Annotated in this window: 15 protein-coding genes; 7 read left to right on the forward strand and 8 right to left on the reverse strand. The window is 70.6% G+C overall.

Features of this window, described 5'->3' with window-relative positions; all coding sequences use genetic code 11:
- Positions 1-43 precede the first annotated feature (43 nt).
- Complete coding sequence (locus tag AB0J64_RS02120) at positions 44-853, reverse strand: class I SAM-dependent methyltransferase (RefSeq protein WP_364019128.1); 810 nt, start codon at positions 851-853, stop codon at positions 44-46.
- Positions 854-974: 121 nt separating this feature from the next.
- Here AB0J64_RS02120 and AB0J64_RS02125 point away from each other — a divergent pair, with 121 nt between their 5' ends.
- Together AB0J64_RS02125 and AB0J64_RS02130 are read left to right on the forward strand one after the other, a co-directional pair.
- On the forward strand, positions 975-3560 hold the full coding sequence (locus AB0J64_RS02125; protein ID WP_364019130.1) for a CocE/NonD family hydrolase: 2586 nt from the start codon (positions 975-977) through the stop codon (positions 3558-3560).
- Positions 3557-4405, forward strand: a complete 849-nt coding sequence (locus AB0J64_RS02130) for an ABC transporter permease subunit (protein WP_364019133.1) — start codon at positions 3557-3559, stop codon at positions 4403-4405. Before AB0J64_RS02125 ends, AB0J64_RS02130 begins: the two co-directional genes overlap by 4 nt.
- Positions 4406-4417: 12 nt before the next feature.
- On the opposite strand, the gene AB0J64_RS02135 is transcribed toward AB0J64_RS02130, so the two are convergent.
- Both AB0J64_RS02135 and AB0J64_RS02140 read right to left on the reverse strand, forming a co-directional pair.
- Positions 4418-5227, reverse strand: a complete 810-nt coding sequence (locus tag AB0J64_RS02135) for an MIP/aquaporin family protein (RefSeq protein WP_364019136.1) — start codon at positions 5225-5227, stop codon at positions 4418-4420.
- Between the two features lie 76 nt (positions 5228-5303).
- Entirely contained in the window at positions 5304-5759 is a 456-nt protein-coding gene (locus AB0J64_RS02140; protein ID WP_364019139.1) for a GNAT family N-acetyltransferase, read from the reverse strand.
- Between the two features lie 253 nt (positions 5760-6012).
- On the opposite strand from AB0J64_RS02140, the gene AB0J64_RS02145 reads away from it, so the two are divergent.
- Positions 6013-8124 (forward strand): ATPase, encoded by a 2112-nt coding sequence (locus AB0J64_RS02145; protein WP_364019142.1) that lies wholly within the window; start codon positions 6013-6015, stop codon positions 8122-8124.
- Positions 8125-8126: 2 nt separating this feature from the next.
- Here AB0J64_RS02145 and AB0J64_RS02150 read toward each other — a convergent pair whose 3' ends face one another.
- Both AB0J64_RS02150 and AB0J64_RS02155 read right to left on the reverse strand, forming a co-directional pair.
- A complete protein-coding gene (locus tag AB0J64_RS02150; protein ID WP_364019145.1) occupies positions 8127-9047 on the reverse strand; it encodes a hypothetical protein in 921 nt (306 codons plus the stop codon).
- Between the two features lie 155 nt (positions 9048-9202).
- Positions 9203-9595, reverse strand: a complete 393-nt coding sequence (locus AB0J64_RS02155; RefSeq protein ID WP_364019148.1) for an ankyrin repeat domain-containing protein — start codon at positions 9593-9595, stop codon at positions 9203-9205.
- A 120-nt stretch (positions 9596-9715) separates the two neighbouring features.
- Between AB0J64_RS02155 and AB0J64_RS02160 the strand changes: the two genes are divergently transcribed.
- Together AB0J64_RS02160 and AB0J64_RS02165 are read left to right on the forward strand one after the other, a co-directional pair.
- The gene (locus AB0J64_RS02160; protein ID WP_364019151.1) at positions 9716-10615 is read left to right on the forward strand and encodes a PAC2 family protein; all 900 of its coding nucleotides are present in this window, start codon (positions 9716-9718) and stop codon (positions 10613-10615) included.
- 26 nt (positions 10616-10641) lie between these two features.
- Complete coding sequence (locus AB0J64_RS02165; protein ID WP_364019154.1) at positions 10642-11682, forward strand: Gfo/Idh/MocA family oxidoreductase; 1041 nt, start codon at positions 10642-10644, stop codon at positions 11680-11682.
- 14 nt (positions 11683-11696) lie between these two features.
- On the opposite strand, the gene AB0J64_RS02170 is transcribed toward AB0J64_RS02165, so the two are convergent.
- Positions 11697-12479, reverse strand: coding sequence for a tyrosine-protein phosphatase (locus AB0J64_RS02170; protein WP_364019157.1), 783 nt, complete (start codon positions 12477-12479; stop codon positions 11697-11699).
- A 73-nt stretch (positions 12480-12552) separates the two neighbouring features.
- Between AB0J64_RS02170 and AB0J64_RS02175 the strand changes: the two genes are divergently transcribed.
- On the forward strand, positions 12553-13425 hold the full coding sequence (locus tag AB0J64_RS02175) for a hypothetical protein (protein ID WP_364019160.1): 873 nt from the start codon (positions 12553-12555) through the stop codon (positions 13423-13425).
- A 3-nt stretch (positions 13426-13428) separates the two neighbouring features.
- Here the strand turns inward: AB0J64_RS02175 and AB0J64_RS02180 are convergent, their stop codons facing one another.
- Positions 13429-15954, reverse strand: coding sequence for a tetratricopeptide repeat protein (locus tag AB0J64_RS02180; protein WP_364019163.1), 2526 nt, complete (start codon positions 15952-15954; stop codon positions 13429-13431).
- A gap of 72 nt (positions 15955-16026) precedes the next feature.
- Positions 16027-18126 (reverse strand): M6 family metalloprotease domain-containing protein, encoded by a 2100-nt coding sequence (locus AB0J64_RS02185; RefSeq protein ID WP_364019166.1) that lies wholly within the window; start codon positions 18124-18126, stop codon positions 16027-16029.
- A 166-nt stretch (positions 18127-18292) separates the two neighbouring features.
- Here AB0J64_RS02185 and AB0J64_RS02190 point away from each other — a divergent pair, with 166 nt between their 5' ends.
- Complete coding sequence (locus AB0J64_RS02190; RefSeq protein WP_364019169.1) at positions 18293-19315, forward strand: amidohydrolase family protein; 1023 nt, start codon at positions 18293-18295, stop codon at positions 19313-19315.
- Positions 19316-19520 lie beyond the last annotated feature (205 nt).

Raw genomic sequence — 19520 nt, forward strand, 5'->3', positions numbered from 1 at the left:
CTTACGGTTCCGCGCGTTGCTTCGTTGCTCGGGCAATGAAGGGCTATGTCATCGAAGATCCGCTCTGCGCCGACGCCCGCAGGGAGTAGACGAGCGGGATCCTCGGGGCGCCCTCCGGGAACCGGTAGTGACCCTCGCTCGCGGTCAGGGTGGCGAAGCGCTGGTAGAAGGTGTAGTCCTGCTCGTGCAGGAACTCCACCCGCAACCCGGCCGCCGCCACCGCGCTGATCACCTCGCCCACGCCGTGCTGGAACTGCACCGAGGTCTGGTGCGTGAGGACCTCGCTGCCGGTGTAGGTGTGCGGGAACTCCCAGACGTGGGGGCCCTTCGCGAAGTAGTCGTGGGTGACGGTGGCGCCCGTCTCGTAGTCCAGGATGTCGGCGAACGGGTGAAGCTCCGCGAGATAGAGGAATCCGCCCGGCTTGAGCAGGCGGGCCACGGTCTCGGCCCACCGGGTGAGGTCGGGCAGCCACACCAGCGCGCCGATGCCGGTGTAGACGATGTCGTACGTGGCCCCGCCGAGCGCCTCGACCGCGTCGTAGACGTCGGCGGTGACGAACCGGGCGGGGATGCCGCATTCGGCGGCGATGCCCCTGGCCTGCTCGATGGCGGCCTCCGAGAAGTCGAGGCCGGTCACCTCGGCGCCGAGCCTGGCCCAGGAGAGGGTGTCCAGGCCGAAGTGGCACTGCAGGTGCACCAGGCTGCGGCCGGACACGTCGCCGACCTCGTCCCGCTCGAACGACCTGATCGCGATCCCGCCCGACTTGAAGCCTTCGACGTCGTAGAAGTCGCTGGCGACGTGGATGGGGACTCGCGCGTTCCAGTTGGCCCGGTTGACGTCCAGATAGTCCATGGGGAGGAGCGTAGGCGGGTCCCCGATCTCGCCGCCGCTGATTTTCCCCGGCGCAGGCGGCCGGTCAGGCCGGATCATCGATCTCAGGGATCTCTCAGGTGCGGAAAGTAGGCTCACCGTCATGAAGCGTGTGGCCGCGCTGGTTGCGGCACTCGCCCTCATCGGGGTGACGGCGTGGCTGGTGTGGCCGTCGGCTCCTGCGGTGCGGGCCCAGGACCAGAGGATCACCGTCGTCGACGGACCTGCCGACGACCAACGGGTGGAGCTCGATACGAGCTTCTTCCCGCCCCCGGACGGCGGGAAGGCGCCGGCCGTACTGATCGCCCACGGTTTCGGCGGCAGCAAGCAGAGCGTGCGGGAGCAGGCGCTCCGCGTCGCCCGGCAGGGCTACGCGGTGCTGACCTGGTCGGCGCGCGGCTTCGGCCGTTCGACCGGCGAGATCGCGCTCAACTCCCCCGACTACGAGGTCAAGGACGTCAAGCAGCTGATCGACTGGCTGGCCAAGCGGCCGGAGGTCCAGCTCGACGCCGCGAACGACCCCCGCGTGGGCATCGCGGGCGGCTCGTACGGCGGCGCCATCGCGCTGATGACGGCGGCCCTGGACCAGCGGGTCGACGCGATCGTGCCCCAGATCACCTGGTCCGACCTGTCCGACGCGCTCTTCCCCAACGCGGCCGCCCCCGCCGGGGCCACGACCGCCACCAGCGGTGTCTTCAAGCGCATGTGGGCAGGGATCTTCTTCGGCCAGGGCGTCTCCCTGGACACCTTCGCGCTGCAGGGGCGGCGGCAGGCCGCCGCCGGGCCGCTGACCCCCGAGCAGGCGCGCTGCGGCAGGTTCCTGCCCGCCATCTGCGACGTCTACCAGCAGGTCGCCAAGGACGGCCGGGCCACGCCCGAGGCCGTCGCCCTCCTGCGCAAGTCGAGCCCGATCACCGTGGCCGGCCGGATCAAGGCGCCGACCCTGCTCATCCAGGGCCAGCGCGACTCGCTGTTCCCCTTGGGCCACGCCGACGCCACCGCCAAGGCGATCGCCGCGACGGGCACCCCGGTGAGCCTGGCCTGGTTCGACGGCGGGCACGACGGCGGCAACGGCGAGGCCGACTGGGTGGCCGAGCAGTCCTCGGCCTGGTTCGCGCGCTACCTCAAGGGCGACAAGTCGGCTCCGGCGGTGAGCGCGTTCACGGTCACCCGTGACGGAGGCCGTGACCCGGGCACCCGCCAGCGCATCCGCCTGCACCCGGAGGCCGGCTCCTATCCCGGCCTGGGGGGCACCGACACCACCACCGTGCAGCTGAACGGCCCCGAGCAGAACATCGTCAACCCGCCGGGCGGCGCGCCCGCCTCGATCTCGACGGTGCCCGGCGTCGGCGGCCTGCTGACCGGCGGCGGCCAGGGCGGCACCGGCGTGTCGATCGACATGCCCGGCCAGAGCGCCGCGTTCGAGTCGCGGCCGCTCACCGCGCCGCTCCAGCTCACCGGCAGCTCCACGGTCCGGATCAAGGTGTCGGGCAAGGGCGAGGCGACGCTGTTCGCCAAGCTGTACGACGTGGCCGACGGCACCCAGCTGCCGATCCTGCCCGCCGGGCTGGTGGCGCCGATCAGGGTGACGATCCCCGACGGCGCTGGCAGCGTGGAGGCCACGGTGACCCTGCCCGCCGTCGACTACCGCTTCGCCGCGGGCCACCGGCTCCGGCTGGTGGTGACCACGACGGACATGGGCTACGCGACCCCCGCCGCACCGGCCACGTACCAGGTCTCACTCGCCTCTCCCGAGCTGGCCGTGCCGACGGTGCGCACGCTCGCCGCTCCCCCGACCGGGGTGGCGTGGTGGGTGTGGGCCATGCCGCTGGCCGCCGTGGTCGTCGCCGCCGTCCTGCTGGTCACCGGCCGCCGCACCCGGCGACCCCTTGCTCCGGTGGCCGGCGGGCAGCCGCAGCCGGGCGGGGCGACCGGCGACAAGGACGTCCCGCTGGAGATCACCGGGCTGACCAAGGCGTACAGGAACGGGGAGCTGGCCGTCGACGGGCTGTCGTTCCGCGTCGAGCAGGGCCAGGTCCTCGGCCTCCTGGGGCCGAACGGCGCGGGCAAGACGACCACGATGCGCATGATGATGGGCCTCATCCAGCCGGACGGCGGCGAGATCCGCATCTTCGGCGACCTCGTCACGCCCGGGGCGCCCGTGCTGTCCAGATTGGGGTCGTTCGTCGAGGGGCCCGGGTTCCTGCCGCACCTGTCCGGGCGGGACAACATCGACCTGTACTGGGCCGCCACCGGGCGACCGGCCGCCGACGCGCACTTCGACGAGGCGCTGGAGATCGCCGGCCTCGGCAAGGCCCTGGACCGGGCCGTCCGCACGTACTCGCAGGGCATGCGCCAGCGGCTCGCCATCGCCCAGGCCATGCTGGGGCTGCCGGACCTGCTGGTGCTCGACGAGCCCACGAACGGGCTCGACCCGCCCCAGATCCGGGAGATGCGCGAGGTGCTCAAGCGCTACGCGCGCGACGGCCGTACCGTGATCGTCTCCAGCCACATGCTGGCCGAGGTGGAGCAGACCTGCAGCCACGTCGTGGTCATGCACCGGGGACGGCTGGTCTCCACCGGCCCGGTGTCGCAGCTGCTCACGTCGGCCACCGTCGCCGGGAACGGCAACGGGCACGGGCCGCGCCTGGAAGACGTGTTCCTCGACCTCATCGGAGACAAGTCATGACCGCCGCCACGGGCTACGCGGCCCACCACACGCTCCCGCTGCGCGTGGAGATCGTCAGGCAGTTCAAGCGGCGGCGGACGATGGTCATGTTCGGGCTGCTGCTGGCGCTGCCGTGGATCCTCGTGATCGCGTTCCAGTTCGGGCCGCAGTCCAGCGGGCAGGGTCAGTCGTCGCTGCGCATCTCCGACCTCGCGACGGCGAGCGGCCTCAACTTCGCGGCCTTCGCCCTGTCGGTGTCGGCCAGCTTCCTGCTGGTGGTGGCGGTCGCGCTGTTCTGCGGCGACACCGTGGCGAGCGAGGCCAACTGGTCGTCACTGCGTTACCTTCTGGCCGCGCCGGTCCCCCGCGACCGGCTGCTGCGGCAGAAGCTGATCGTGGCGCTGGGCTACTCGGCCGCGGCGGTGATCTGCCTGCCGCTGATGGCGCTGCTCGCGGGCACGCTGGCCTTCGGCTGGAACGACATCCAGGTGCCCGGCACGGGTGAGACGATCCCGGCGCTGGACGTGCTGCCGCGCTTCGGCATCGTCATCGGGTACGCCCTGGTCAGCCAGCTCGTGGTGGCCGCCCTGGCCTTCCTGGTCTCCACCATGACCGACTCGCCGCTGGGCGCGGTGGGCGGCGCGGTCGGCCTCTGGATCGTCTCCAACATCCTGCAGGCCGTGGAGGCGCTCGGGGGGGTGCGCGAGTTCCTGCCCACGTTCTGGAACAACGCCTGGCTCGACGCGCTGGCGCCGGAGCTGGACTGGAGCGGCATGGCCAAGGGCGCCTCGGTGTCGATCACGTACGCGGCCATCCTCGTCGCGGTCGCCTTCCGGCGGTTCCGGCGCAAGGACGTGGTGAGCTAGGGCATCGCCCTCTCACGCGTCCGACGGCTTCACGGTGTCGCGGTCCATGCCCGGCGGGAGGAACCGGGCGATGCACACCTGATACAGGCCGGCCCCGATGACCCCGCCGATCAGCGGGCCCACGATCGGCACCCAGAAGTACAGGCCGCCGTGCTGATCTCGCCACGCGGTGCCGTACCCGGTGATGAAGCTCGCCAGGCGCGGGCCGAAGTCGCGCGCCGGGTTGATCGCGTAACCGGCGTCGGCGCCGAAGGCCATGCCGATGCCGACGATGAGTAGGCCGATGACGACGGGGCCGAGGTTCGCGCTGGGGGCCATGTTGGCGGTGTCGGACAGGGCGAAGACGACGAAGAGGAGGATGGCGGTGCCGATGATCTGGTCGCGGAGCGCGCCCAGCTGGGTCACCGGCAGCGTGCCGTTGCCCGGCAGGGTGGAGAAGACGCCCTGGGTCTTGATCGTGTGCCCGGGGTCCACCATGGCCAGCGCCTCGGTGTAGTTCCACCGCACGATGAGCGCCCCGGCGAAGGCCCCGGCCGTCTGCGCCAGCGCGAACGGGACGACCTTGCCCCAGTCGAACCCGCGGAAGACCGCGAACCCCAGCGTGACGGCCGGGTTGAGGTGCGCGCCCGTGGTCCGGCCCGCCACGTAGACGCCGAGCGCGACCCCGATCCCCCAGGCCCAGGCGATGCTGTCGTGGTCGCCGAGCTTGGCGGCGACCACCTGCGCGACCACGCCGACGCCGAACAGGATGAGCACCATGGTCCCGGCGAACTCGGCGACCAGCTCACCGGCCAGCCGCAGCTGCTGGGGACGTTCGGCCACCCGATCCTCCTTGCGCACGTGATCGTGGTCTGCCATTCCCCGTTTCCGGGAACGCATACCGGTCGTGCGCTATACGTCACGCAAAGTGACGTACGAAGGTCACCAGGCTCGTTCCGGGGCCGTTGTAGCCGGGCACCGGGTCGCCGGCCTCGAACCCCATGCGGCGGTGGAACGCGATGGACGCCTGGTTGACGGGCGCGGTGATGGCTTTCACGACGCGCCGGTCGTGCCGGCGGGCCAGCTCGAAGAAGCGCTCGTACATGGTGCGGGCGACGCCGCCGTGCCTGGCCTCGGGCGAGACGCCGACGAAGTGGATGTACGCCTCGTCCGGCTCGGACGGGGAGAGGAACCCGATCAGGAACCCCGCCATGCCCGCCGGGCCCTCCGCGATCAGGCTCGTCCGGTGGAAGTGGTCGAGGAAGAGCCTGGGCAGGGACGGCAGGACCGGGCGGCCCCACCAGTCGTCGACGACGGCGGCTATGGCGTCGTAGTCCGCGGGCGTCGCGGCGCGCAGTGCGGGGGGTCGCGTCATGGTCACCCTGGGGATCTATGCCCAGTGCGGGGGCTTGTTGTCCAGGTAGAAGGCGTCCGGGTCGGCCTCGCGCCAGTCGCCCCAGCCCTCGTCCGTGTCGTCCGCCGTCTGCTCCGGTAGAAATTCGCTCACGCCCAACATGCTACCCAGACGCACAAACCTGCACCGAGCGTGTTCACAGGTCCAAAGACAGGCGATTGCTGCGGCGGTACGATGCGAAGGCAGGTGTCGCCTACCCCCCGTGAGGCTGCCCATGTCCACCCCGACAGGCTGGCGGCGAGAAGGCAATCTGCCGGCGGAGCTCACCAGCTTCGTGGGCCGGACGCGTCTCCTCGCCACCCTCAAACGGCACCTCAACGAGTCTCGCCTGGTGACCGTGACGGGCATCGGGGGTGTCGGCAAGTCCCGCACGGTGCTGCGGCTGGCGCATCAGGTGCGCTCGCACTATCCCGACGGCGTGTGGTTCGCCGATCTCGGGCGGCTGCAGGACGCGGGCATGGTCAAGCAGACCATCGCCTCCGCGCTCGGCATCGCCGACCAGTCCTCGCGCGCGGAGTCGGAGTCGCTGGCCGAGTGGGTGGGCGAGCGCGACATGCTGCTCATCATCGACACCTGCGAGCACCTGGTGTCCGGGTGCGCCGAGCTGGTCCACGAGCTGCTGGAGGCTGCGCCCAACCTGAAGGTGCTGGCCACCAGCCGGCAGTCGCTGAACCTGCCGTACGAGCACGTCATGCCGGTGCCGCCGCTGCAGGTGCCGGGCGACGACCCGGGCGAGAGCCTGTTCACGAACGAGTCCGTGCAGCTGTTCGCGGCGCGGGCCGGGGCCAGCGTGCCGGACTTCGTCCTCGACGAGAACAACATCGGCCCCGTGGCCGAGCTGTGCCGCAGGCTCGACGGGATCCCGCTCGCGATCGAGCTGGCGGCCGTGCGGATGCGGGCGCTGTCCGTGGAGCAGATTCTCGGGCTGCTGGCCGACCGGTTCAGCCTGCTGGCGGGCGCGAGCCGGACGGCGCTGCCGAGGCACCAGACGCTGCGGGCGGCCATCGGGTGGAGTCACGAGCTGTGCGAGCCCGCGGAGCGGCTGCTGTGGGCGCGCCTGTCGGTGTTCTCGAAGGACTTCGAGCTGGACGCGGCCAGGTTCGTCTGCTCCGACCCGCGGCTGGCCTCCGATGACATCACCCACCTGGTCACCGGGCTGGTCGAGAAGTCCATCCTGATGATCCGCAGCAACCACGCCGGCGTCCGCTACAAGCTGATCGACACCCTCGCGGAGTACGGCGAGGAGTGGCTGGACAAGCTCGGCGAACGGGAGCAGATCCAGCAGCGGCATCTGGAGTACTACCTGAGCCTGGCCCAGCGCAGCGAGAACGCCTGGTCGGGGCCGCGGCAGATCTACTGGTTCATCCGAATGCGGCAGGAGCACGACAACGTACGGCTGGCGTTCGACTACGCGCTCAAGTCGCCGAGCAGGGCGCACCTGGCGCTGACCCTGCTGTCGTCGCTGTGGTTCATGTGGGTGTGCTGCGGATTCACCCGCGAGGGGCGGCTCTACCTGGAGAGGGCGCTCCAGGCCAATCCCACCATGAGCAAGGAGCGCTGCAAGGCGCTGTGGGTGCTCTCGTACGTGCGCAGTGCTCAGGGCGACAGCGCGGGCGCTTTGAAGGCGGCCGAGGAGTGCGGCACGGAGGCCGTCAGGGTCGGTGACTCCAGGGCCGTGATCCTGGCCTCCAAGATGCAGGGCACGGCCGCGCTGCTCCAGGGCGACCTGCAGAAGGCGAGCGCGCTGCTGGGCGTGGCGATCGAGTTCAACACCGACAACAAGGAGCTGAACCCCGGCCTGCTGCCCGCCATCGTCGAGCTGTCGCTGGTGCTGTCGGCGCAGGGCGAGTTCTACGAGGCGGAGTCGCTGCTGCAGGACTGCCTGCAGGTGTGCAGGGAGCGCGGCGAGCTCTGGGTCAGCTCGTACGCGCAGTGGGCCCTGTCACTGACCAGGCTCGCGACGAACCAGGTCGAGGAGGCGCTGAAGAGCGCCAGGGAGGGGCTGCGGATCAAGCGGCACTTCCACGACACGCTCGGCAGCCTGCTGGTGCTGGAGACGGTGGCACGCATCTTCGTCGCCCGCGGCGATCTGCAGCTGGCCGCCAAGCTGCTCGGCGCGCTCCAGCAGAACTGGAAGTCGGCCGGCCTGCCGCAGATGGGTTCACCGTTCCTGACCGACGATCACAACGCCTGCGTGCGCGAGTGCGTGCGGCGGCTGGGCGAGCTGGCCTACAAGAACGCGTCCGAGGACGGCGCCAGGCTCGACCTGGACGAGGCGTCCGAGCTCGCGCTCAACGGCGAACTGGACGCCTCCGCGGAGGGCTGACCTCATACTGCCTGCGGCCAGCGGGTGCCGTCCGGCCACGCGTGCATGTAGCGCGCGCTGCCCAGCGAGAACTCGATGTGCCCCCGCACCCAGTGCTCGAGACCTCTGACATATTTACGGACCGGCAGCGGGGCCCAGTGCTCCAGCGCCGCGCGGCGGTCGACGAACGCGGCGACGGCGTCGTTGTGCATCTGCGAGACCTGACGCAGCGCGTCCTGGATCGAGAGGGTCTTGTGTGTGGCCAGCACGGTGACGAGGTTGTGCCTGGCCTTGTCCTTCCCGCGCTCCTTGGCGTACGAGAGCAGGTCGTTGTCCCAGCCGATGAGATCGCACGCCAGGTCGGAGAGCGTGCGGACGTCCGGGTGGTGCCACTCCTCCGCCTCGAGCCGGTAGCCGCCGCCCGCGTCGATGAGGGCGAAGCAGGTGTAGGTGGCCCCCGTGATGCGGCGCATCAGCACGTAGTCCTCAGGAGTGGGGATCAGGTCGACCTCGCGGTTGGCCGCCTCCCAGATCTGGGCGAACAGGTACTCCTTCACCGTGATGCGCCACCGGTCCACCTGTGCGGGGGTGGCGGACGCGGAGATGCGGTGCAGCAGCTCCATGAGCGCGAGGCCGAACGGGTCGTCGGCGGACGGCTCCCTGCGTCCGTCGAGGATCTCCAGGAGCGGCGGGAGGGCGCGGGCCAGCGCGGAGGCCCGGCGCCCCATCAGCTCGCCCTCGCAGAACGCGTCGTCGAACGCGAAAAGCCAGTTGTACCAGTCGTTGATCAGTCGGAGGGCATCGCGCGGCACGGTCGGGTTGGTCCGGGCCGCGAGCAGGCCGATCTTGGAGCGCCGGAAGTGCTCGATCGCCTCGGCGCCGTTGAGCATGTTTGAGGCGGCCAGCCATGCGTGGCTCTCCGCGTCGACCTCCGAGGCATGCACGTTGATCTCGTTCGGGAACGGACACGGCAGCGGAGGGATGTGGAGCGGTCGCCTACTGAAAGAGTGCGCAGAAGTAGCCACGCCATCCAGCATGACGAGGGACCTATCGAAAGGCCACACTCGACAACTTCAATACCATAAAAGCTTATTTCATATTATGAATCACGATCTGTAAACCATTGGATAAACCGGTCATTTGCGAACATTCGCGCCGTGTCCAAAGCCGACGGCGCGCCCGCGTTCAGATCGGCGCCCGCGTCCAGCAGCGCTCTGACCACCGCTGACTCCTTCTTGAAGACCGCGCCCGCGAGCGGCGTCTGCCCGCGGCCGTTGATCCCGTTGGGGTCGGCGCCGCACGTGACAAGCATCCGTACAGTCTCGGCGTGACCGTAGTAAGCCGCCAGCATCAGCAAAGTGTCACCTTTGCCGTTGGTCAGGTCGACCGGCCCCCCGGCCTCCACACACGCGCGCAGCGCCTCCGTGTCGCCCGCCCTGGCCAGGTCGAACATCCTGGTCACCGACTCATCGAGTTCCGGGTCCCGGTCCATGCGTCCCATTGTGCCTCGATAGGGTGCCGTGCACGGAACCGTTCCGTCCGTCTCTACGCGGAATCGTTCCGACGCGCCGTAGGTTCTGGAGATGAGTACCTAGGGAAAGGCTGTCCAACCGTGTTCGACCCGACGGATCTCTACGAGCTCGCCGATGACGTGCCCGAGCTACCCGATCCGGTGTTGTTGTACCACTTCGACGGTTTTGTCGACGCGGGGAGCGCCGGACACCTCGCGCTGGGCCACGTGCTGGCCGAGCTTGAGCACCGGGTCGTGGCCACGTTCGACGTGGACCGGCTGCTCGACTACCGCTCTCGCCGGCCCATCATGACCTTCGACACCGATCGCTGGGTCGAGTGCGAGAGCCCGGAGTTGGCCGTTCACGTCGCCAAAGACGCGACAGGGACGGAATTCCTGGTGATGAGCGGGCCCGAGCCCGACCGGGAGTGGGAGCTGTTCACCAGGGCCGTGTCGGACCTGGTGGCGCGGCTGGGCGTGAGCAAGCTGGTGACGCTGCACGGCATCCCGATGGCGGTTCCGCACACCCGGCCGCTCGGCATCACGATGCATGCCAGCCGGCCCGAGCTGATCAACGCCCAGACGAGCGCGTTCGGGCGCGTCCAGGTGCCGGGGAGCGTGGCGGCGCTGCTGGAGCTGCGGCTGGGGGCGCAGGGCCGCGACGCGCTGGGGTACGCGATCCACGTGCCGCACTACCTGTCGCAGGCCGAATACCCGACCGCCGCCGTGACCGGCCTGGAGGCCGTGACGAGGGGTACGGGGCTGGTGTTCCCGATGGAGTCGCTGCGCGACGCGGCGCGCCGTACGACGACGGAGATCGAGGAGCAGATCAGCGCCTCCACCGAGCTGTCCACGGCGATCACGGGGCTGGAGCAGCAGTACGACGCCTTCGCCGCAGGCTCCGAACGCGAGAACCTCATGGCCGAGACCACGCCGATGCCGACGGGTGACGAGCTCGCCGCCCAGTTCGAGGCCTTCCTCGCCGAGCGGGACGAGGACTGAACCCAGCCCAGGGATAGCCTGGGCAAATGAGCGAACTCCGGGTCGGGCTGGTCGGCTATGGCACCGCGGGGGCGTACTTCCACGCCCCTCTCATCCACGCCACCCCAGGGCTCTGCCTGGCCGCCGTCGTGACCAGGAACGCCGCCCGGCAGGCCGAGGCGGCCGAGAAGTACGGCGCGACCCCGGTGCCCGACGTGGAGGAGCTGTGGGACCGGTGTGACCTCGTCGTGGTCGCCTCGCCCAACAGGACCCACGTGACCACGGCCACGGCCGCGCTCACCCACGGCCTGCCCGTCGTCGTGGACAAGCCCCTGGCCAGGACCGCCGAGGAGGGGCGCGAGCTGGTCCGGCTGGCCAAGGAGCGCGGCCTCATGCTGACCGTCTACCAGAACCGCCGGTGGGACGGCGACTTCCGGACCGTGCGGAGGCTGGTCGAGGAGGGGCGGCTGGGCGAGGTGCTGCGGTTCGAGTCGAGGTTCGAGCGGTGGCGGCCGGTGCCCAAGGGCGGCTGGCGGGAGACCGGGGGCGCGGAGGAGATCGGCGGGCTGCTCTACGACCTGGGCAGCCACCTCGTCGACCAGGCCCTGCAGCTGCTCGGGCCCGTCCGTGAGGTCTACTGCGAGAGTGACGTGCGGCGTGCGGGCGTGGCCTCCGACGACGACACGTTCATCGCGCTGACGCACGCGGGCGGTGCCCGGTCACACCTGTGGATGAGCTCGGTGTCCGCCTTTCGCGGGCCGCGGTTCCGGGTGCTGGGGTCTTCGGCGGCGTACGTGAAGCACGGGATGGACCTGCAGGAGGAGCGGCTGCGGGCGGGGATGGCGCCCGACTCGCCCGAGTTCGGGGAGGACGACGAGGGGAGCTGGGGCCTGCTCGGCACGGAGGACGCCTACCGCGCCGTGCAGACCGAGCCGGGGGCGTACCTGGACTTCTACCGGGGTGTGGCGGCGGCGCTGCGCGAGGGCGCGCCACCGCCCGTGGACCCGGAGAGCGTGATCGACACGCTGACCGTCATCGAGGCCGCCCGCCTCTCAGCCACCCAGCGCATCGTCGCCCACCTGACCTGACGCTCCCGCAGGCGTCAGTCACGCAGACGGGCGCGCAACGCCGCCGTGTCGGCGTCGGTCCAGCCGTGGCGCGTCAGCCACCCCATCGGCCCGCCGAACCGGTCGTCGAGCACCCCGAGGAACTGCTCGATGTACCGCGCCCGGGGCATGTGGTCGTCGGCCGGGCGCGAGTCCAGGTCGCCCCGGTACGTCTCGCTCCCCCGCAGCCGCTTGAGGATCAGCTCCAGCCGCTCCCCCGTGGCCTCGTAGTCCTCGACGATCGCCTCCCGGGTCGCCCCGGCGACCTCCAGGGCCAGCGCCACCAGCACGCCGGTGCGGTCCTTGCCGGCGGCGCAGTGCACCAGCGCCGCCCCGTCGTCCATCGACATCGCGCGCAGCGCCGCGACCACGGCGTCCGGACGGTCGCGCAGGTAACCGAAGTAGAAGCCGGTCACCCGCAGTTCCTCGTCCAGGACGCGCTCGGCCCAGGGCAGCACCCGGTCGCCGTCGATGGTGTCGGCCTCGACGTCGGTGTGCGTGCCGCCCTCCGCGAACAACGTCAGATGGTGGTGCCGCACCTCGGGCACATGGGTGAGCGGCCCGGGGCCCTCCAACGAGACCTCGGCATTCGAGCGGAGGTCCACGACGTGCCGCAGGTTCAGCTCGTTGACCAGCAGCGTCACGTCGGCGGGCGTGAGGCCCTGCAGATTGTCGGCACGGAAGATCCGCCCGCGACGGGTGCGGCCGCCGTCGCGAGTGGGCAGTCCGCCCAGGTCACGCGCGTTGACCGCGCCTTCCAGGTCTATCCACCTCGTCATCTCATCCATTATTGCGACCCTATATGTCCACCAAATATGAGCGGATTCGAGGTTCATACCGCAGCATGAACGTATGGATCCACGAGCTCTGCCTCCACGGCTGGTGATCGATCCATCGCTGCCCCCGGAGATCTCGGTCGAGCTGCGGTCGAGCCCGCACATTCTCCGCAAGGCCCGATCGGGTGCACGCATGGACACCACGAAGAACCCCGCCGTCCTCTTCATCCTCCCCGGCTTCCTGGCGATGCTCGGCCTGATGACCGGAATGGAGGGTCTACTGATCGCGGGCATGGGAGTCGGCCTGATCGTCCTGATCCGCTGGATGGCGATGGACAGCACCTATCGCTCGACCAGGCGGAAACTCAGCCTGGCCCAGGTCCATGCCAACTACTACGTCATCCCGGAGGACCTGGACCACCCCTGCCAGATGCTGCTGCGCAGGGCCCAGAACGCGGTCGACGCCATCATGGCCTCCCGCGTCCACAAGGACGGCCTGATCGACAGCATCGAGAACCAGGTGTCGCTGCCCGAGGAGCTCTGGCAGATCGCCCAGCGGCTGCGGCGGCTGTCGTCCATGCACTCCGAGCACGGCAAGCTCGTCCCCCGCGAGCTGCCGCCGGGCCTGGAGGACGCGTTCAAGCCCTACTCCAGCGCGCTGGACGCCGCCTGGACGTCGCTGTCGCGGCGCGTACGCCACCTGGAGAAGTACGCCAAGCAGGTGATCAAGGCGGACCGGGTCTACCACGCGCACCGGCGGCTCGAGGCGCTGGCCGCCAAGACCCCCGAGTACCAGCAGCTGATCGCCGACACCGTGCGGGACGACCTGGCCCACCAGCGCATCAGGGAGCTGGCCGATCAGGCGGCGCACGTGCGCAAGCTGTTCGAGGAGAGCATCCTCCAGGCGAGGCAGGCGGCAGGCGAGCTGATCAGGAGCCCGCTCACCTGAGGGTCAGGGTGCGGCGCGCCTTAGGAGTTCCAGGGTACGGCGCATGCCGGCCTCGTTGCCGAGGCTGCGGTAGATCTCCCTGGCCTGCTCCAGCGGCTCCACCGCGGCCCCGCGGCCGCCCGCGTCCAGGTGCGCCTCGCCGAGGTAACGCAGGCTCCTGGCCATCCACCACCGGTCCTCGAGCTCCTCGAACCCCTGCACGGCCCGCCGCAGCTCCCGTTCCGACTCCTGGATCCGTCCCAGCCTCGCCAGCGCCCGGCCGGCCGACACGGCGGTCCTGGCCACCCCCCACGAGTCGCCCAGCGCCGCGAGGATCTGCTCGGCCCGCCGGACGTACTCGAGCTCGCGCAGCCCGTTGTCCGGGTCGCCCACCTCTCCGGCGGCCCGCAGGCAGCGTGCCTCCTCCCACAGCTCACCGCGCTGCTTGAACATCTCGGCGGCCCGGTCGAGGCTGAACCCGGCCCTGGTGAACAGGTTGACGGCCAGCCGGTGGTCGCCGTCCCCGTGCTCGGCGCGCGCCTGCGCGGCCAGCACCTCGCCGTAGACGCGCAGCGTCTGGGCCTCCGAGTAGCGGTTGCCCTCCCGTTTGAAGATCTCCAGGGCGTCCTCCAGCAGCTCCCTGGCCTCGTCCGGACGGCGTTCCGTCATGCGCATCTCGGCCAGGTTGCGCTGGGTGCGGGCCATCCACCACAGGTCGTCCTCACCCTTGAACGCGGTGATGGCGCCGATGAGGTAGTCCTGCGCCCGGTCCAGGTGGCCGTCGCTGAACAGCGTCATTCCGATCGTGCGCATGGCCCTGGCCGCCCACCACGACTCCCCCAGGTCGGCGAACGCCTCCAGCGCCTGTTCCGCCTCCTTCAGCGCCCGTTCGCGCAGGCCCAGGCCCCCGTGCACGGAGGCGCTGTCGAGCAGCGCGATGGCCAGCGCGCGCCGGTCGCCGCTCTGCGCGGCGGCCTCGCAGCCGATCTCCGCCACGGCCACCCAGTCGGGCCAGTACGCGCGCAGCGAGTGGCACAGCGAACAGAACGCCCGGGTCAGCCCCCAGGTCAGCTCCCACAGCTCGAGCTGGCGGGCCAGGTGGATCATGGCGATCAGCGACAGCCGCTCGGCGTTGAGCCAGTCGGCGGCCCGTACTTCCCCATCGGGGGCGGAGCGGCGGCCGCCGCGGCTCCAGTCCTGCGGCCAGCGGTCCTGCGCGGCCTCCTCGGCGCGGCGGCGGTAGCCGTAGAGGACGCGTTCGACGGCGGCCCTGCGCCGTCCTGCCTCGTCCTGCTCGGCCAGTTCCGCGGCGAACACCCTGACCAGGTCGTGCAGGCGGTAACGCATCGCGCCGGTCTGGTCGGTGCCCGAGCACTCGGCGAGCTGGGCGTCGATGAGGGCCTCGAGCTGGTCGGCGCCGTCGAGCCCGGAGATGTCGAGGAGCTCGCCGGCCACCCATCCGGGCACGTCCGGCGCGGTGAGCGCGCTGAGCAGGCGCAGCAGGCGGCGCTGCATCCCCGTGCAGTCGTCGTAGCTCAGCTGTACGGAGGCGCGCACGCTCTTGTCGACCGTCGGGGCCACTTCGAGCTGGTCGAGGCGGCGGCGGGTGTCGGCCAGGCGGCCCGCCATCTCGCGCATGGTCCACTGCTCACGGGTGGCCAGCCGGGCGCCGCAGATGTTGATCGCCAGCGGCAGGTAGTCGCACATCCGCACGATCTCCTTGGCGGCGTCGAGGTCCTCGACGACCCTGGCGCCGCCGGCCAGCCGGGCCAGCAGCTCCACGCCGTGCGCCTCGCTGAACACGCCGAGCCGCGTGTCATGGGTGCCGTTCAGGAACAGCGGCGCACGGGACGTGACCAGCACCGCGCACCCGGGCTCGGCGGGGATCAGCGGTTTGACCTGGTCGGCGTCGTGGGCGTTGTCCAGGCCGACGAGGATCCTGCGGCCCTTGGTCCAGGTCAGCCAGAGCTTGCGTAACTCGTCGAGGCCGCCGGGGTCGGTGGTCAGGCGCACGTCGAGCGCGCGCAGAAACCCCATCAGCACCTCGTCCGGGCGGACCGGGGCGTCCACGCCGCCGCGCAGGTCGGCGTAGAGCCTGCCGTCGGGGAACCAGCCGGCCACCTCCTGCCCGAACCTGGTCATCAGCGCCGACTTGCCGACGCCGCCCCGGCCGTACACCGAGACCACGAGGGGCGGCGAGAGGTCCGAGGACTTCCTGCGCTCGGTGAAGACCTCGCGTAACTCGGCGAGCGACTCCGCGCGCCCGGTGAAGTGCTCGGGGACGGGCGGCCACTGGTCGGGCGAGAGCGAGGCGGGGCCTGGCAGGGCCGGGCGCTTGGGCTCGCGTGGCTCGGTGGTGGCCCAGGTGGTCAGTCCTACGAGGACGGCCGCCGCCCCGGTGACGGCGATCTTGGCCGCCGCCGGGATCTCCCACTCCATGGACGCCGTCAGCACGCTCGCCGCGGCGGCCGCCAGTCCCGCCGAGACCGGCGCGGCCCAACGTACCCTTCTCCGTCGTGGTTTCGGTCTGTCCGGCAGCTCGCCTGTCAACGAACACCCCCTTGCGGGTGATTCAAACCGATGGGGTACGGCTTGCGCCAGCCGTACCCCATCGTTCATTCACTAGCCGATCACGTGACAGGTGGCCGTCGCCGTCTTGGTGGGGTCGCTCTCCGAGGTGGCGGTGAGCTTGACCCTGGCCAGCCGGTCGCCGCCGGACGCGCGCACGGCGTTCACGGTGACCAGATCCTCCTTGCCGAACGCGACGGAGGCCAGCGCGTTCGGGAGCTGGGCGGTCCAGCCCTTGCCCTGGACCTCGGCCTTGAGTCGGTAGACGTCGGAGTTGAGGTAGGCGCTGACGTCCTCCGGGTGCTGTCCCTGCGCCGGCGCGGACTTACCGGTGTTGAACAGCGGGAACTTGCAGCTGGAGACGCCCTTGCCGGTCGGCAGGCCGGCCGCAGGGAGCACCTTGACGCCGCGCTTCTGCGGGCCCGCGCCGCCGAGCGAGCGGATGGCGACGGTGTAGGAGAGGAGGCCGTCGCGGTCGCGCTTGACGTCGGTGATGTAGAAGTGCAGGCGGTTGGCCTGGTCGACGTACTCGTACTCGCTGCCGGAGTCGGTGCCGGCGTGGAAGAGGGCGTCGGCGAGCTGGCGGTAGTCGCCGATCGTGATCGGCACCCTGGTCCCGTCGGGCATGACGTAGTCGGTCATGTTGATGTCCTGCGGGTTCGCGTCGATCACCCACTCGAACGGGGCCTTGTCCTGGTTCTTGGTCTTGGCCAGCAGGACGCCGGAGTCAGGGGTGAACGAGTCGGTGCCCATGCGGTCGACCACCTCGACCGTGTAGTTGTCGTAGCCGCCGCCGTCGCAGAGCGGGTCGGCCTTGTCGCACGAGCTCTTGTCGCCGTCGGCGTCGAAAGAGATGTTGACGCCGGCCAGCCCGTTCTTGCCCGGCTGTGCCACGCGGGCCAGGACCCTGGCGGTGACCAGGCCCGACTCGTCGAGCGCCGCGCGCGACAGGCGTAGGACGTTCTGCTCGTCCACCATCTCCAGCTTGATCTTGTTGCGGAGCATGTGCTGGGCGCCCATGGACGCGCCGGCCGTCGGCGGGATCAACCAGCGGGAGTGCGGGCCGCCCGGACCGTTGAAGCTGCCGCGGCTCAGCATCTCCCAGACGCCGGTGTACGCCCGTTTGGGCGGTACGGCGTAGGGATTGTTGTAGTTGTCGGCGATGCCCATGATGTGGCTCAGCTCGTGGGCGTAGACGGCCATGCCGGAGCTCTCGGCCTGCACCGAGTCGATGCCGAAGCGGGCGTTCGGCCAGAAGTTGGAGCCGGCCTGCCACGAGGTCCAGTCGACGTAGCGGGTGGCCACCCAGTTGGGCAGCGCCGGGTCCGGCGGGCCCCACTCGTCCGGCACGTCCTCCTTGGTCGGGAACTTCATCATCCCGAACTCCTGCCAGGTGGACGACTCGTCCTGGCCGGCGCTCAGGTAGAAGACGAAGTCGAACTGCTTGGCCACCTCCTCGCCGACGGCGGAGATCCAGGCGGCGTTGCCCTCGGTACGCAGGTTCTTGGTGCAGCTGTCGCCCGACGGGCAGCCGGTGCCCGCCTGGAACTCCATCGCGTACTCGTGGTCCTTGCCCGACAGCGTGTAGGGCCCGAACCCGGTCAGCTCCACCCCGTACCTGCCGCCCGAGTCCTCCATCCAGTACTCGTGGATGGTGTGCCCCTTGTTGAGGGCGTTCGGGGTGTTGAGGAAGTCCTGGTAGAACCTGGCCACCTGGTCGCGCGGGATGTCGTGGGCCTCGGCGCTCGGGTTCGCGTAGATGGTCGAGCCCTTGGGCTGCGTGACCACGAACGGCTGGTTCGGGTAGTCGAGCAGCACGAGCGCGCCCTTGAACGTGCGCTTCGACCCCTTGACGGCAGGGTCGTTCCACTTGGTGCCAGGCGGCTGCTTGTAGTCCGCCCACGTCATGCTGTCGGGGTTCGCCCAGTTCTGCGGGTCGATGGGCTTGATGCCGCCGGGCGGGCGGGTGCGCAGGGCCTGGGCGTCGGCGGGTGCGTCGAGCTGCCAGGGCTGCGTTTGCGGCCAGTGGTTCTGCCGCCACGGGTACTCGGGGTCTGTGGGGGGTGCTGCGGAAGCAGGGGTCGCGATCAGGCTCACCGGGATCAGCACGATGGCCGCCAGCACACCCTGTAACAGCTTCTTCGGGGCAATCACGGATTGACGGTATAGACGTTATTGCAGGAGATCAACGATCAGGTGCCGCGAAATGAGCGCCCTGTCGCGATTTATCCGTACCGGGAAATTGCCTGGTTCGTCCCGATTGCGCACTTGTCCTGGCTCACGTTTAATGCCCTGAAGGGAAAGTCCGACGGGAGATCTCATGCCGTCTGCGATGCGCGCCGGCCCGGCTCTGGGCAGGCGCGCGCCCGCGCCCGTCGTGATCCATTCCGCCCCGCTCGTCCTTCCTGTCTGCACCGATCCGATCCGTGACGGTGCGGTGGCGGTCAGGGGTGACCGGGTGGTCAAGGTCGGTACGCGGACCTCGGTGCTCTCGTCCTTCCGCCGCGCCGCCGAAGTGCGGTGGACGGGGATGATCGTGGCCGGGCTGGTGGACGCCTGCGGCGTCGCCCCCGCCGCCGGCGTGACCGCTCGGGCCGGCGTGGTGTCCGACCTGGCCGATCCCGTCGGGGTCCCCGGCATCTCGTACGTCGAGGTGACCAGCGGGAGCGAGGAGGAGTGGGAGGCGCACGGGCGGAACGCCCTGATCACGGCCATTCGCGAGGTCGAACGGCCGTGCGCGGTGGGGATCGCGGCGCACACGCCGGATCCTCAGGTGCTGGAGGACGTGGCGGTGCTGGCCAGGACGTTCGGGCTGCGGCTGCTGGCGGATCTGGACCGGCACTCGCCCGCGGCCCTGGACGAGGCGGGGGTGCTGGGGCGGCTCTGCCACGTCGTCTGCGCCCGGCCCCTGGACCCCGGGGAGCGCAAGCTGCTGCGGCTGCGCCGGACCGTGGTGGCCGTCCGCCCGGCCGGCCTTTCGCCTGGGGCCGACGTTCCGGCGCTCCTCGACGAGGGCAACCCGTTCGCCCTCGCCACCGGTCCCCATCCCGGTCCCGGCGGCGTGCTCGGGGTTGCGGGGGCGATCAAGCGGAACGCCCGTGAGCTCGGGCTGCGTACCCGAGGGCTGGACGGCAAGCTGGTGGCGGCGGCCACGTCGGGCGGGGCTCGCGCGCTGGGGATGGACCGGGGCGAGGGGCGGATCGGGTCACTGGCGCCCGGCACCCGGGCCGACTTCGCCGTCTTCGACGCCCGCGGCCGTTACCCGTACTCGGCTCTCCTGGCCCAGCCACCCTGGCTCGGCACGGTCCTCGGCGGCACCGTCATCACCCCGCCCGCCGCCTGAACACCCACCCCTCTCACGGCCTCTCCCCACACTCGCGCCACCCCGCCGCCGACCCGGCGCCGCCTGCGTTCATCTGTCTCGACGTCGCCACTGCGCCCCGAACCGCGCCCGGCGGGGGGGGGGGGCCGGGCGCGGGGGGGGTGCGGCCAGCTCCCCCCGCGGGGGGGAGCGGGGCTTGTCCGCCAACCCCCGCGACCAAAAAACG

This window comes from Nonomuraea sp. NPDC049695 (genome assembly GCF_040674955.1).
Lineage (GTDB): Bacteria > Actinomycetota > Actinomycetes > Streptosporangiales > Streptosporangiaceae > Nonomuraea > Nonomuraea helvata.